13 protein-coding genes are annotated in these 15,812 nt (G+C 41.9%); 1 reads left to right on the plus strand and 12 read right to left on the minus strand.

Going from position 1 to position 15,812, the window contains the following annotated elements:
* Positions 1-11: 11 nt before the first annotated feature.
* The 12 genes from nuoL to hexA form a co-directional block, all read right to left on the minus strand.
* The gene (nuoL, locus tag F1325_RS12350; RefSeq protein WP_109374125.1) at positions 12-1,847 is read right to left on the minus strand and encodes an NADH-quinone oxidoreductase subunit L; all 1,836 of its coding nucleotides are present in this window, start codon (positions 1,845-1,847) and stop codon (positions 12-14) included.
* A complete protein-coding gene (gene nuoK / locus F1325_RS12355; protein WP_023581731.1) occupies positions 1,844-2,146 on the minus strand; it encodes an NADH-quinone oxidoreductase subunit NuoK in 303 nt (100 codons plus the stop codon). The genes nuoL and nuoK overlap by 4 nt, the downstream gene beginning before the upstream one ends.
* The gene (nuoJ, locus tag F1325_RS12360) at positions 2,143-2,676 is read right to left on the minus strand and encodes an NADH-quinone oxidoreductase subunit J (protein WP_109374124.1); all 534 of its coding nucleotides are present in this window, start codon (positions 2,674-2,676) and stop codon (positions 2,143-2,145) included. Before nuoJ ends, nuoK begins: the two co-directional genes overlap by 4 nt.
* Before the next feature lie 12 nt (positions 2,677-2,688).
* On the minus strand, positions 2,689-3,231 hold the full coding sequence (gene nuoI, locus F1325_RS12365) for an NADH-quinone oxidoreductase subunit NuoI (protein WP_006533299.1): 543 nt from the start codon (positions 3,229-3,231) through the stop codon (positions 2,689-2,691).
* 14 nt (positions 3,232-3,245) lie between these two features.
* Positions 3,246-4,223, minus strand: a complete 978-nt coding sequence (nuoH, locus tag F1325_RS12370) for an NADH-quinone oxidoreductase subunit NuoH (protein WP_006533300.1) — start codon at positions 4,221-4,223, stop codon at positions 3,246-3,248.
* A complete protein-coding gene (gene nuoG / locus F1325_RS12375) occupies positions 4,223-6,955 on the minus strand; it encodes an NADH-quinone oxidoreductase subunit NuoG (protein ID WP_109374123.1) in 2,733 nt (910 codons plus the stop codon). The genes nuoH and nuoG overlap by 1 nt, the downstream gene beginning before the upstream one ends.
* A gap of 53 nt (positions 6,956-7,008) precedes the next feature.
* Entirely contained in the window at positions 7,009-8,373 is a 1,365-nt protein-coding gene (gene nuoF, locus F1325_RS12380) for an NADH-quinone oxidoreductase subunit NuoF (protein WP_023581728.1), read from the minus strand.
* A complete protein-coding gene (nuoE, locus tag F1325_RS12385) occupies positions 8,370-8,915 on the minus strand; it encodes an NADH-quinone oxidoreductase subunit NuoE (protein WP_006533305.1) in 546 nt (181 codons plus the stop codon). The genes nuoF and nuoE overlap by 4 nt, the downstream gene beginning before the upstream one ends.
* 2 nt (positions 8,916-8,917) lie before the next feature.
* Complete coding sequence (nuoC, locus tag F1325_RS12390) at positions 8,918-10,714, minus strand: NADH-quinone oxidoreductase subunit C/D (protein WP_100158480.1); 1,797 nt, start codon at positions 10,712-10,714, stop codon at positions 8,918-8,920.
* Between the two features lie 76 nt (positions 10,715-10,790).
* Positions 10,791-11,465: a NuoB/complex I 20 kDa subunit family protein gene (locus tag F1325_RS12395; protein ID WP_004243697.1), complete on the minus strand. Its 675-nt coding sequence runs from the start codon at positions 11,463-11,465 to the stop codon at positions 10,791-10,793.
* A gap of 17 nt (positions 11,466-11,482) precedes the next feature.
* Positions 11,483-11,935 (minus strand): NADH-quinone oxidoreductase subunit A, encoded by a 453-nt coding sequence (locus F1325_RS12400; RefSeq protein WP_036912633.1) that lies wholly within the window; start codon positions 11,933-11,935, stop codon positions 11,483-11,485.
* A gap of 799 nt (positions 11,936-12,734) precedes the next feature.
* A complete protein-coding gene (hexA, locus tag F1325_RS12405; protein ID WP_109374122.1) occupies positions 12,735-13,652 on the minus strand; it encodes a transcriptional regulator HexA in 918 nt (305 codons plus the stop codon).
* Positions 13,653-14,512: 860 nt separating this feature from the next.
* On the opposite strand from hexA, the gene F1325_RS12410 reads away from it, so the two are divergent.
* Positions 14,513-15,727 carry a pyridoxal phosphate-dependent aminotransferase gene (locus F1325_RS12410; RefSeq protein ID WP_109374121.1) on the plus strand — a complete coding sequence of 405 codons (1,215 nt, stop codon included), beginning with the start codon at positions 14,513-14,515 and terminating at the stop codon, positions 15,725-15,727.
* The last annotated feature ends 85 nt before the right edge of the window (positions 15,728-15,812 follow it).

Here is a 15,812-nt window from a genome sequence, read left to right on the forward strand (position 1 = left end):
GTGTCCCTTAATTAAACCAGAAGCAGCAGAGCGATAACCAGCACTGCACCTAAACCGAGAGAAGCCGCATACCAACGTGCCAATCCATTCTCACTGAAACTTAATCCTTTATTGGTACCTTTAAGCAGGCAACCGAATAAATTAAAGAATTGGTTAACAGGATCATTTTGGATAAGCCACGCCGCCCCTTTATAAGGTTTGACAAACAGCACTTCATACAGCGCATCGAATCCCCAAGCATGGAACCACCATGTTGAGAAGAAACGACCTGTACGAGTATTAGCAACCTTAGAAACACATTGACGCTGTTTCAGGTATAACCATGCTGCAATGGCAACGCCTACTATCGCTACCACACCAGAAAGTGCTTCTAATACATATTTACCCTCATGTGATGCGCTTCCTTCAGGGAAAACAGCACCTAACGGTTGAGTAATTAACGCACCGATAAATGTTGATAACAGTGCTAATACCGCTAATGGGAAAGTATGCGCAAACCCTTTAACTTGGTGTGCTTCGGTTTTGGTTTCACCATGGAATACGATGAAAATCAAACGGAAGGTATAAAGTGACGTAAATAACGCACCAACTAAACCTGCAAGCATTAAGTTAAAATGCCCGTTTGAATACGCACCCCATAAGATTTCATCTTTACTGAAGAACCCTGCTGTTAACAGTGGTAATGCCGCTAATGCGCCACCACCAATTAGGAAACAAGCGTAAACAAATGGGATCTTCTTACGTAATCCGCCCATCTTAAAGATATTCTGTTCGTGGTGGCAGGCAACAATCACAGAGCCTGCAGATAAGAACAGTAATGCTTTAAAGAAAGCGTGAGTCATTAAGTGGAAAATTGCCGCATCCCATGCTTGAGCGCCTAAAGCCAAGAACATATAACCAATTTGGCTCATGGTTGAATAAGCAAGGATACGTTTGATATCGGTTTGTACTAAAGCCGCAAAGCCCGCTAACACTAATGTGACTGCACCAATAATACCGACTAATTCGAGTACTTCAGGTGCCATTAAGAATAACGCGTTACTACGTGCAACCAAGTATACACCTGCCGTAACCATCGTTGCGGCGTGGATTAATGCAGATACTGGTGTAGGGCCTGCCATCGCATCCGCTAACCATGTTTGTAATGGAAGCTGTGCTGATTTACCTACTGCACCGCCTAATACCATTAACATTGCCCAGTTAATGACGCTTGATCCTACTGCTAATTGCTCAGGAGCCAGTACTGCCATTTCACGGAAGCTCAATGTACCTAATTGGTCAAATAGGATAAACATACCGATAGCTAAGAACACATCACCGATACGCGTTACGATAAACGCTTTCATCGCAGCGGCACCATTAGCAGGATTGCTATAATAGAAACCAATTAACAGGTAACTACATAGACCAACCCCTTCCCACCCCATATACATCAGCATCATATTATCAGCCAGTACTAAGACAACCATACTTGCGATAAATAAGTTGGTATAAGCAAAGAAGCGAGAATATCCTTCTTCGCCACGCATATACCAAGATGCATACATATGAATAAGGAAGCCAACACCGGTAATCACACCCAGCATGGTTAATGAAAGACCATCAAGAACCAGTGTAAACGGAATATTGAAATTCCCTGCTGACATCCAGTTCCATAAAGTCAGAACATACGTTTCTTGCCCATTAGCAAAGAAATCCATACCTGCCCAAAGTGCAACAAGGGCAGATAGACCAACAGAACCTGTACCAATCCATGCTGATACGTTTTCAGACCAACGACCACGCGAGAAAGCGAGCAGTAAAAATCCCAGCAGTGGTAGCAGAATGGTTAAATAGAGTATATTCATCCGCGCATCTCACTGACTGTATCAATATTGATGTTTTGGCGATGTCTATGAAGCTGTAACAACAATGCCAGACCAATACTTGCCTCTGCCGCCGCCAAACTGATTGCCAGAATATACATTATCTGACCATCCGTTTGACCCCAAAAGCTACCACCGACAACAAATGCCAGCGCAGCTGCATTAATCATAATTTCTAGTCCGATCAACATAAACAACAGGTTGCGGCGAAGTACTAAGCAGGTAAAACCTAACACAAACAGTACCGCAGCCAAGATCAAACCATGTTGAAGAGGTATCATTTTTGCTCCCCTGCGTTTTCGTTTTCGACGAGATCATCATGGCTCTTATCACGACCAATGTGGTAAGCAACAATCAATCCAGACAATAAGAGAACAGATGCTAACTCAACAGCCAGAATATAAGGCCCAAATAAGCTAATACCGACCTCTTTCGCGCCAATCACCTCTCCAGCAATTTCGCCGTGAGTGACACTACTAATGGCGTAAATTAACACGACTAATAGCGTCAGAGATAAAAGCGCAGGCCCAATCCAAAACTTCGGTTGTAGCCACTTTTTCTCTTGATCAACAACGGATTTACCTAAGTTGAGCATCATCACCACGAAAACGAATAACACCATAATGGCGCCAGCGTAAACAATGATTTCTAATGCACCAGCAAAATAGGCGCCTAACGAGAAGAAAACCACAGAGAGCGCAATCAATGAAATCACTAAGTACAACAAGGCGTGTACAGGATTGGTATGAGTGATCACTCTCAATGTTGCAAGGATGGCAATCAGCCCCGCGATGTAAAATGCAAATTCCATGAATATCGCTCCTTACGGTAACAGGCTTTTGACATCAATAGGTTTAGCTTCATCATCCGCATCACCTTTATCTTTGCCGTTAATCGCCATACCTGTTTTACGGTAAAAGTTATATTCAGGATATTTGCCTGGCCCTGAAATCAACAGATCGTCTTTTTCATAAACCAAATCCTGACGCTTAAACTCACCCATTTCAAAATCGGGCGTTAATTGTAACGCCGTTGTTGGGCAAGCTTCTTCACATAAACCGCAGAAAATACAGCGAGAAAAGTTGATACGGAAAAACTCCGGATACCAACGACCATCTTCATGTTCTGCTTTCTGTAATGAAATACAGCCAACTGGACAGACTGCTGCACACAAGTTACAAGCAACACAGCGTTCTTCACCATCAGGATCACGCGTCAACACAATTCGTCCACGATAGCGTGGTGCAACATTGACAGGTTCTTCCGGGTACATCTGTGTTTCGCGTTTGGCGAAGGCATGTAAGCCAATCATCCAAATGCTTCGTACCTGGGTGCCGAAACCAGTCAATAACTCTTTTAAAGTCATGGTTCAATCACCCCTTATTGAGCGTTGTAAAGTATCACTGCAGCAGTAACCAGCAGATTAATAAGCGTTAACGGTAAGCAAATTTTCCAACCAAAAGACATCACTTGGTCGTAGCGCGGACGCGGCAACGATGCACGGATAAGGATAAACATCATCATAAAGAACCCTGTTTTCAGTGCAAACCAAATGAATGATGGTAAGAAAGGTCCTTGCCAACCACCAAAGAATAACGTCACGATAAGACCCGATACCGCAACGATACCGATATATTCACCAACAAAGAATAAACCGAATTTCATACCAGAATATTCAATGTGATAACCATCAGCCAGCTCTTGCTCAGCTTCTGGTTGGTCAAATGGATGACGGTGACAAACAGCAACCCCAGCAATCGCAAACGTAATAAAGCCAAAGAATTGTGGGATGACATTCCACATATTTGCTTGTGAGTTTACGATGTCAGTCAGATTAAAAGAGCCAGCTTGTGCAACAACACCTAAGATTGAAAGTCCTAAGAACACTTCATAACTTACGGTTTGTGCTGATGCACGCATTGCACCTAACAGGGAATATTTGTTATTACTTGACCATCCTGCAAATAACACGGCATACACCGCAATACCTGCAACCATCAAGAAGAACAAAATACCGATGTTTAAGTCAGCAACAACCCATGTTGAGCTAACAGGTACAATCGCAAATGACAGCAGTAAAGATGAAAACGCAATCACTGGTGCAATGGTGAAGATAAAGCGGTCAGCAAATTTCGGGATCCAGTCCTCTTTAAAGAACATTTTAATCATATCCGCAATTAGCTGTGCTGAACCTGCATAACCTACACGGTTAGGCCCATAACGGTTTTGGAATAAACCCAGTAAACGGCGTTCCCCCATACTCATAAAAGCACCACAAGTGACCACGACAAGCAAGATCACAACGGCTTTTAATACGGTGAGTAAAATCTCTGTAACTTCAGGAGATAACCAGCTCATTATGCAATACCCCGCAGTTGACGAACCGATACACCCACCAGCGATGGAGAAATACCTGCCATACCTAACGGCAAGCCAATTTGACCTTGAGTCAGGTGAGCACTGATTTTCACAGGTAAGGTGAATTCACGGCCTTCGTAAGTAAACATCGCTTGCTGACCTTGAGTTAACGCTAATGCTTGGGCATCAGATTCACTCAATGTTAAATAAGCGGTTTCCATACGAGATTGGATAACTTCAGCGCGTTGTGATAACTCTTCACTACCAAATAAACGGTAGCAAGGTGCGACAGTCCATTGATTTTTCTGTGCATTAAATGGCGCAGGAATATCAGTGAAGTAGCCAAGTGTATTATCACCACATTCAATTAAACGCACACCCGGATCGCCAAAACGTAAGCTGCCACCCACTTCTGCTTGGAATTTATTCCATGCTTGAGGTGAGTTCCAACCCGGTGCCCATGCAAATGGAATTTGCTGACGAGGTGCTGTTGGGCTGTTATTACCTTCCATTGAGAACGCAAATGGGGTGTCGATATCTTTTGGTTGACGCTGTTCATGAACAGACACATTCGCCAGCATAGATGTACGACCACTATAACGATGTGGTTCACGAGCCAGTTTTTGTCCACGAATACGGAATGACGCATTTGGTGCCGCATCAACAATGCCAGCAAACTGAGGAAGACTCGTCGCACAATGTTCAATCACATTGTCTAACTGTGTCCAATCCAGTGTTCTTTCATGCCATTGTGAATCAACCGCACTCAACCAACGCCAGCTTTCATGCATCACCACTTCTTTGTTATAGAAAGAAGGTTCGAAAACTTGGAAATAACGTTGTGCTCTGCCTTCTTGACTCACCATTGTTCCATCACTTTCAGCGAATGAAGAAGCTGGGAGAACAAGATGTGCTTTCGCCATAATGTCAGTTTGCTGGTGGTCGATGACAATTAAGTTATCTACTTTAGCAATCGCATCATCAATCACGTCGGCATCAAAATGACGATATAAATCGTTTTCCATGACAACAACGGTGTTAGCTTGACCACTACGCATCATTTTTAATGCGTCATCAAGTGGCTGTGCATTCATCATGGCAAGACCCATGCTGTTTGCATCATCAGCAACGAAAGAAAGCCCTACTTCATTACCTTTCGCTTTTAATGCAAAAGCAATGTTAGCGGCTGCTTTGATAACGTCTTCGCTCCCCGCATGGCTACCACTGATAATTAATGGTTTCTTGGCTTGAGAAAGTGCTTGAACAACCATTTCGATGTGTTTATTCAGTGCTTCATCAATGCCATCAACAGCAGGTGCATCACCGTTAATGTTATTCGCAATCGCAAAACCTAAACGCGCTTGATCAACAACGGGTGCACGATAACTCCACGCAGCAACATCATCGAGGCGAGTTTCATCAACATGAGTGACAAACAGTGGGTATTTTGCACGTTGCCCAATATTCATAATCGCAGCAATTTGCCAGTCAGCCACTTTTTGAGCTGCCGCCATTTCACGCGCTTTACCTTTCACGGCCTGACGTACAGACAATGCCATACGAGCACCAGTTTGTGTTAAATCTTCACCTAACACTAAAACGGCATCGTAATCTTCAATTTCACGCAGAGATGGAGTATGAACGCCACCTTTTTGTAAAATATCTAACATTAAGGTCAGACGTTTTTGCTCTGATGCAGAGATACCGCTATAGAAGTTTTCAGCGCCAACAACTTCACGTAATGCGAAGTTACTTTCAATGCTTGCACGCGGGGAACCAATACCCACGATACGCTGACTTTTCTTCAGCATATCCGCAGCTGCTTGAGTCGCTTGAACAGCGTTAATTTCTAACCAGTTACTGCCTAAACGTTTTTTAGGCTGACGAGGTCTGCTTGCTAAATTCACATAGCCATAGCCAAAACGACCACGGTCACAAAGGAAATAGCGGTTTACAGTCCCGTTATAACGGTTTTCGATACGACGTAATTCACCGTAACGTTCACCAGGGCTGATGTTACAACCCATGCTACAACCCTGACAAATGCTTGGTGCAAACTGCATATCCCATTTGCGGTTATAACGAGATGAGTGGGTTTTATCGGTGAAAACACCCGTCGGACAAATTTCAACCAAGTTACCTGAGAATTCGCTCTCTAATGTGCCATCTTCAACGCGTCCAAAAAATACGTTGTTATGTGCACCAAAGACACCAAGATCAGTACCATCAGCATAATCTTTGTAGTAACGAACACAGCGGTAACAAGCAATACAACGGTTCATTTCGTGAGAAATAAACGGTCCCAAGTCTTGGTTTCTATGTGTACGCTTAGTAAAGCGATAGCGACGCATAGTGTGACCTGTCATTACCGTCATATCTTGAAGGTGGCAGTTACCGCCTTCTTCACAAACTGGACAGTCATGAGGATGGTTTGTCATATACCATTCAACAACGCTTTCGCGGAATTTCTTCGCTTCTTCGTCATCGATAGAGATAAACGTGCCATCAGTCGCAGGTGTCATACAAGACATCACTAAACGACCGCGGGTATCCTCAGCATTTTGATACTGCTTAACCGCACACTGGCGGCAAGCGCCAACGCTTCCCAGCGCTGGATGCCAGCAAAAATAAGGAATATCTAAGCCTAAATTAAGACAGGCTTCTAACAGGTTATCAGCCCCGTTAACTTCATATTCTTTGCCGTCTACATGAATCGTAGCCATAGTCAGCATGCTTCCCAAAGGCCTGCACAGCAGGCGTTAAACCTAGAATGTGTCGTGAAAAATTACCAGCGGCTTTTCAGCAAGTTAGGCTGAATACCTCTGATCAAGTTGGCATTGGTATAATCTTCTTGAATAATGCCAGCCTCAAATTCTTCACGGAAATATTTAATGGCGCTTTGTAAAGGTTCTACTGCACCCGGTGCGTGAGCACAGAATGTGTGTCCCGGACTTAAAGAACGACATAAATGTTCAAGGGTTTCGATATCACCAGGGCGACCTTTACCGTTTTCTATCGCACGTAAGATTTCGACACTCCATGGCAAGCCATCACGACAAGGTGTACACCAGCCACAAGATTCACGAGCAAAGAACTCTTCTAAGTTACGGGTTAATGAAACCATATTAATTTCATTATCTACCGCCATTGCAAGTGCTGTACCTAAACGGCTACCTGCTTTTGCAATCGTGCCAAAATCCATTGGAAGATCGAGGTGATCTTCTGTTAAGAAGTCAGTACCTGCACCACCCGGTTGCCATGCTTTTAGCTTAAGACCATCACGCATACCGCCTGCGTAATCTTCAAGGATCTCGCGCGCTGTTGTACCAAATGGTAATTCCCATAAGCCCGGATATTTCACACGACCTGAGAATCCCATTAATTTAGTACCCGCATCTGGGCTTTTACCTTCACTTAAGCCGATATACCAATCTTTGCCATGTTCAATAATCGCAGGCACATTACACAGTGTTTCAACGTTATTGACACAAGTTGGTTTACCCCATGCTCCTGATGTTGCAGGGAATGGAGGTTTAGAGCGCGGGTTAGCACGACGACCTTCTAATGAGTTGATTAATGCTGTCTCTTCACCACAGATGTAACGACCTGCACCCGTGTGAACAAACAGTTCAAAATCAATGCCTGAACCAAAGATGTTTTTACCCAGAAAGCCTGCTGCTTTTGCTTCTTCAATAGCATGGCGCAGATTCTTAGCCGCTTCGATATATTCGCCACGAAGGAAAATATAGCCACGGTAAGCTTTTAGTGCGTGAGCGCCGATAATCATCCCTTCAATTAACAGATGTGGAAGTTCTTCCATTAAGAGACGGTCTTTATAAGTACCCGGCTCCATTTCATCTGCGTTACAAAGGATGTAACGGATATTCATGCTTTCATCTTTTGGCATCAGGCTCCATTTCAAGCCTGTTGAGAATCCAGCACCACCACGACCTTTTAGGCCAGCATCTTTAACTTCAGTGGTCACCTCAGTCGGTGACATACCTTTTAATGCTTTTTCTGCCGCTTTATAACCGTTTGTAGCACGGTATTCATCCAACCATACAGGCTGACGATCATCACGTAAGCGCCACGTTAGCGGGTGCGTTTCTGCGCTACGAATAATCGGTTTTGCTCCTGAAATTGCTGTCATGGATACTGCTCCAGTAACGTTTCAATCTCTTCAGGTTTAACAAAGCTGTGAGTATCGTCATCTACCATCATAGTAGGACCTTTATCACAATTACCTAAACAGCAGGTTGGCAGTAACGTAAAGCGACCATCTGGTGTAGTTTGACCAGGAATGATATTAAGGTGCTTTTCAATCGCTGCTTGAATGCCTTGATAACCTGTAATATGACAAACCACGCTGTCACAAAAACGAATGATGTGACGGCCAACGGGTTGACGGAAAATTTGGCTATAGAACGTCGCAACGCCTTCAACATCGCTTGCAGGGATCCCAAGAACATCCGCAATCGCATAAATTGCGCCGTCTTCAACCCAACCGCGGTTCTTTTGCACAATTTTCAGTGCTTCAATAGAGGCTGCACGCGGATCTTCGTAATGATGTTTTTCTTGTTCAATTTCAGCACGTTCTTCTTCAGTTAAAACAAACGTTGCTTTCTTTGAATGTGTTACATCAACGATTTCGATCTGCACAGCATCATCTTTTTGGTTTAATTCATTTTGCATGATTAACGATCCACATCCGACATTACAAAATCAATACTTCCCAGATACACAATCAAGTCAGAAACCAGACTACCGCGGATAACCGCTGGGATTTGTTGCAAGTGAGCAAAACTTGGCGTACGAATACGGGTACGGTAGCTCATTGTGCTGCCATCACTGGTTAAGTAATAGCTGTTGATCCCTTTCGTGGCTTCAACCATCTGGAATGATTCATTAGCAGGCATAACAGGACCCCATGAAACCTGTAAGAAGTGGTTAATCATGGTTTCGATATGCTGTAATGTACGCTCTTTTGGTGGAGGCGTTGTCAGTGGATGGTCTGCTTTAAATGGCCCTTCTGGCATATTTTTATAGCACTGTTCCAGAATACGTAAGCTTTGGCGTAGTTCTTCTACTTTCAGCATTACGCGGTCATAACAGTCACCATTACTTGCGACAGGGATTTCAAATTCAAAGTTTTCATAACCTGAATATGGACGCCATTTACGCACGTCAAACTCAACCCCAGTTGCACGAAGACCGGCACCTGTGACACCCCAATCTAATGCTTCTTTAGTATTATATGAGGCAACACCAATAGTACGACCTTTTAAGATACTGTTTTGCAGTGCTGCTTTTACGTAAGAATCTAGACGTTTTGGCATCCAATCTAAGAATTCACGTAATAAGCGTTCCCAACCGCGAGGTAAATCATGAGCAACACCGCCGATACGGAACCATGCAGGGTGCATACGGAATCCGGTAATTGCTTCAACGATGTTGTAAACTTTTTGACGGTCAGTAAAGGCAAAGAACACGGGTGTCATCGCACCAACGTCTTGGATAAAGGTACTGATATACAGTAAGTGGCTATTAATACGAAATAGCTCAGACAGCATGACACGAATGACTTTAACGCGTTCAGGCACTTCAATACCGGCAAGTTTTTCCACTGCAAGTACATAAGGCATTTCGTTAACGCATCCGCCGAGGTATTCAATTCGGTCTGTGTATGGGATATAACTGTGCCAAGATTGGCGCTCACCCATTTTTTCAGCACCACGGTGGTGATAACCCACGTCAGGCACACAGTCGACGATCTCCTCGCCATCAAGCTGAAGAATAATACGGAATGCACCGTGAGATGATGGATGGTTAGGGCCGAGGTTTAAGAACATAAAGTCCTCATTCTCAGTACCGCGTTTCATCCCCCACTCTTCAGGTTTGAATGTCAGCGATTCCATTTCCAGATCCTGTTTCTGCTTTGTCAGCACATAAGGATCGAACTCTGTCGCACGAGCAGGATAATCTTTACGCAACGGATGACCTTCCCAATCAGGAAGCATCATAATACGGCGTAAATTTGGATGCCCATTAAAGACAATCCCAAACATATCCCAGACTTCACGCTCATACCAATTCGAGTTAGGAAAGATAGATGTGATAGTCGGAACATTAAGATCATTTTCACTTAATGCGACTTTCAGCATGATATCTTTATTACGATCGATTGATATCAGATGATAGAAAACAGAAAAGTCTGCTGCTGGCAAGCCTTGACGATGCGTACGAAGACGCTCATCAAAACCATGCATATCAAACAGCATGACATAAGGTTTTGGTAAAGATTTGAGGTATAGCATTACCTCAATAAGTTGTTCCCGTTTTACCCAAACAACTGGCATGCCAGTACGAGTAGGCTGGAACGTAAACGCATCTGGCCCAAATTTCTGACGCAGTTCATTAACCACCTGATCATCAATATGATCGGTCGTTTCCCACGCTGGCCGAGCGCCTTTTTGCGCTATCTGATCGGTCATTTCTATTCACCACAACTTTGATCAGGGTTACTATGATCGCAACACATTGCTCTGGTTACGTCTTAGGCAAAAGCCTTTAAATTTCGTCAGGAGTACGCAGGTTTTTCACTGCGATACGTTCACCGTGTTTTCTTTCTCGTTCTGATTGCATATTGGCACGGTAAACACCTTGGTCGCCGACAACCCATGATAATGGGCGACGTTCTTTACCAATGGACTCTTGTAATAACATCAGTGCTTGCATGTAAGCTTCAGGGCGTGGTGGACAGCCAGGAATATACACATCAACTGGAATGAACTTATCAACACCTTGCACTACTGAGTAGATGTCGTACATACCACCAGAGTTTGCACATGCCCCCATAGAGATAACCCATTTAGGCTCTAACATCTGATCGTATAAACGTTGAATAACGGGTGCCATCTTAGTAAAGCAAGTACCCGCAACCACCATAAAGTCAGCTTGACGAGGTGATGCACGTAATACTTCTGAACCAAAACGAGCCACGTCATGCACAGCCGTAAATGACGTCACCATTTCAACGTAACAACAGGAAAGACCAAAGTTATATGGCCATAAAGAGTTTTTCCGTCCCCAGTTCACAACATCATGCAACGCATGTTCCAGTTTTCCCATATACACGCTGCGATGAACGTGAGCATCTAATGGGTCACTGACAATTTCCTGTGATTGCAGGGGATAACGGTCATTCTCACCGTTCGGATCTATGCGGGTGAGCGTATAATCCATTTCTAATGCCTCGCTTATTACTGCTGCGGATGTTTGCCGCTGGTTAATCGAACATGGCTTTTACTCGCGGTTTCACGACGAGAGCGAACAGGCGTCCAATCTAATGCGCCTATACGAACCAAATAGAATAATCCAGCTAATAAAATAGCGATGAAGACTGACGCTTCAATAAAGCCTAACCAGCCAACTTCACGAACGGAAACAGCCCAGGCATAAAGAAACAGTGCTTCAACATCGAAAATAACGAAAAACATGGCAACTAAATAGAATTTAGCTGACATGCGCAGACGAGCGCTGCCAACAGAATCAAGACCAGATTCATAAGGAACATGCTTTGCCCTTGCCTGTGCGCGTCCGCCTAAATAGCGGGCACCCAACAACATGAGCGAACATAACCCCAATGCGCCTATGAGGAAGACAGCAAATGCCCAATGATGGGCGATAACTTCGGTGGTTGTAGACATACTCATTGCTTACTCATCAAAGGTGGTGTCAATTAACCAACTCTTATCCGGCGGTTTACACCACATTTCTAATTACGAAAAAAAAGGCGAATTAAACAGACTTGCTAATTAAAGAAATAATAACAGTCTATTTATACCTTTCTTATTTTTTGGAAAACTTTGCGACAAATCCCTCAGTTTTCCATCGCGATTTAACAAATTTAACACTCATTTTTAACACTCAATTACTGGCTAATGCTAAAACGTGTCAGTCAATCGACAAACTTTATGCTAACACGCTTAGTCTAACCGATAATTCGATTTTACTACACCAGTATCTCAGGAAAAACCTGACTCAATACAGGCAAATGTGCCTTATTTTCTTGATCAAACTCACAAAATAGTCGAAAAAATACTTAATCAGTTTAAAATTTATCCAAATTTTAACAAATTAACTTTCTAATATTGTGGAGGAGGTCAAATATCCGATTAGATTTACTTTTTTATTCTCTTAAAACCTAGACAATCTTTTTATTTGTTAACAAATCCTACAACTGATTAACCAAGGGGGAAGGTAAACATTTTTTTAACAAACAGTTAAGGTAGTTTTGGAATGAAATGTCACAAAGATAAATACATAAAACAACATAATTATTAACAAGGTGTTACTATTTCAAAAAATGGCAATAAAAAAACGGAAATAAACGCACTTAATTGCATCTATTCCCGTTTATCACTATTCATCACTATCCAGTTTTATTTGACTCTTTTTTAATCTTTAATTTTTGTGTTCTAACGCTAAAAATTCACACAATTATTAATGTGATTATTCAAGTTCAGTAGAGCTAATATCTTCAGATGCAGTGACGGTATAAGGTGTTTTCTTGTTTTCAATCGCATTGAATACCGTTAACACCGCTTCATTTTGTTCATCAGAGTTACGATACAACCAATACTGTGTTTCAGGTAAACGAGGTAATCCTTCGCTTTCGCCTAAAATACGTAAATCGGCATTTTGCATTTCAAGTGGACGTGCAGTAATACCCACTTCTGCATTAACTGCGGCACGAACAGCTGATAAAGAAGCTGCTTCATAAGCAATACGCCATTGGATCCCAGCATCATCTAACGTGTTTATCGCTAATTGACGGAATGGGTTCGTTTCATCCATTACAACTAAAGGAATAGGCTCATTCATTTGTAATTGAAAATCTGGCGCACAATGCCATAGCACTGGTGCAGTACGTAACGCTGTACGAGGATGATGACCAATACGTGCTGTTGTTAATGCTAAATCAATTTCATGATTATCTAGCATTGTTTCAATATATTGAGAACGCTTAATGCGAACATCAACAGCTAAACGTGGATACACTGATGCGATACGGTTTAATAAAAACGGTAATAAAGTATCAACAGAGTCATCAGAAGCACCAATACGTAGCTCCCCTTCTGCATCGCTATACGTTAATGATGCCGTTGCATCATCATTCGCACGCAGAATTTGACGAGCATAACCTAACAGTTGTAGGCCATGCTCTGTTAAAAGTTTATTACGACCATGGCGGGCGAAAAGCTCTCTACCTACCAATTGCTCTAAACGTTGCATCTGCTGACTCACAGCAGATTGGGTTCGACATACAGCAGCAGCGGCTGCTGCAAAAGTGTTCAAATCTGCTACAGCTACAAACGTTCTAAGCAGATCGAGGTCGAGATTCATTATCGGACGATTTGCATTAATCATTGTTTATTCTTCACTTATTTTTGATTTTTAAATTACATATACCTGGTGTTTTATATCAAAAGTCTAAAAAAGACTTCCGATTCAGACAGTACTCTACTCTGAAAAGGAGAGCAAAGACATACCGAATACTTTACATTTGTTTCTTATCGTTTACACCTCCTAGATGGAAAGGAATTGCATCTTTTTGTAACAAATTAAATTTTATTATCATTTCAAGCATTCACAAGAAAGAACTGTATACCGTCACCACAAGTTAGACTTAGATCATACTATATTGCTTTCTCATTCATAAATTTTAACATTTTGAAAATAATTTAAATTATCTTAACTATGCATTCGAATTTAAGTATCTTCCCCTATAAACTAAATTTAAGATTTAAATTTAATTTATACTTAAACTAATTGATTGCTATAGAATTAAATAGATTTAACCATATTATTTGAAAATTTAATATATTAAGCCAGATAATACAAATCCGATAAAATTATTCAATAATTGATTATGCAACATTTCATCTACCTGTGTATCACATCAACTTCTTTCTAATCACCACACTAAAAAGCCCTCTTTCAACAGAATAATAATCCAGATTATTTTTCAAAACTGAAACATAAATCTGACATAAGCAATATAATCAGTCATCAAAATAACATTCCAAGAATAAACTGACCTTTTACACCAAAAATTACCTAGCATCTTCAAAAGTTTGTAACGTAAGAGTAGAGTGATAGAACAGTTATTTGCTGGGACAGCCTTTTCATTTGTATCTTTCTATATGAATAGCAATCGGCGATAAATTTCGCTAAGTCGCCATAATCACAATAAAGATACGAGTCAGACCCTATTAGGTAAACGCGCTATGAATCAAATTAAAAAATCAAACAAACTCGAACATGTCTGTTACGACATTAGAGGTCCGGTTTTGCAAGAAGCAAAACGTCTGGAAGAAGAAGGTAACAAAGTTTTAAAACTCAATATTGGTAACCCAGCACCTTTTGGCTTTGAAGCACCTGATGAAATTTTAGTAGATGTGATCCGCAATCTACCAAGCTCTCAGGGTTATAGTGACTCCAAAGGTCTGTTTTCGGCGCGTAAAGCTATCATGCAGCATTATCAAGCTCGTGATATGCGTGATGTCACTGTTGAAGACATTTATATTGGTAATGGTGTTTCCGAGTTAATCGTACAGGCGATGCAAGCCTTATTGAATAATGGCGATGAAATGCTAGTGCCTGCGCCTGATTACCCATTATGGACAGCAGCAGTTTCTCTTTCGGGAGGAAATGCCGTTCACTATATGTGTGATGAGCAACAAGGTTGGTTCCCTGATTTAGATGATATCCGCAGTAAAATTACAAAAAATACCCGCGGCATTGTTATTATCAACCCAAACAATCCAACGGGTGCGGTATATAGCAAAGATATTCTGATGGAAATCGTTGAAATAGCTCGTCAGCATGATCTGATTATCTTTGCAGATGAGATCTACGATAAAATTCTCTATGATGATGCAGAGCATTACTCTATTGCCGCAATGGCACCAGATTTATTAACCGTCACTTTTAATGGTTTATCAAAAACCTACCGTGTTGCTGGTTTCCGTCAAGGTTGGATGGTATTAAACGGCCCTAAAAAACATGCTAAAAGCTATATTGAAGGCTTGAATATGTTAGCGTCTATGCGTTTATGCGCTAACGTTCCGATGCAACACGCCATTCAAACTGCATTAGGTGGTTATCAAAGTATTAGTGAATTTATCCTTCCGGGAGGTCGCTTATACGAACAACGTAATCGAGCTTGGGAGCTGATCAATCAAATTCCTGGTGTTTCTTGCGTTAAACCAATGGGTGCTCTTTATATGTTCCCTAAGATTGACTTAAATCGCTACAGTATTAAAGACGATCAGAAAATGATCCTCGATTTATTGTTGCAAGAAAAAGTGCTATTAGTACAAGGTACTGCCTTTAACTGGCCATACCCAGACCATTTCCGTATTGTGACTCTTCCGCGTGAAGATGACTTAGATATGGCAATTCAAAAATTTGGCCGTTTTATTGTGGGTTATCACCAATAAAACGCATCAAATTAAAATAAAACGCAGTATAACAGCCCGTTATATTGCGTTTTTTATTTTCTTTTTTATTGCCGTTTACATCTAC

The sequence above is a fragment of the Proteus columbae genome (genome assembly GCF_009914335.1).
Classification (GTDB): Bacteria; Pseudomonadota; Gammaproteobacteria; order Enterobacterales; family Enterobacteriaceae; genus Proteus.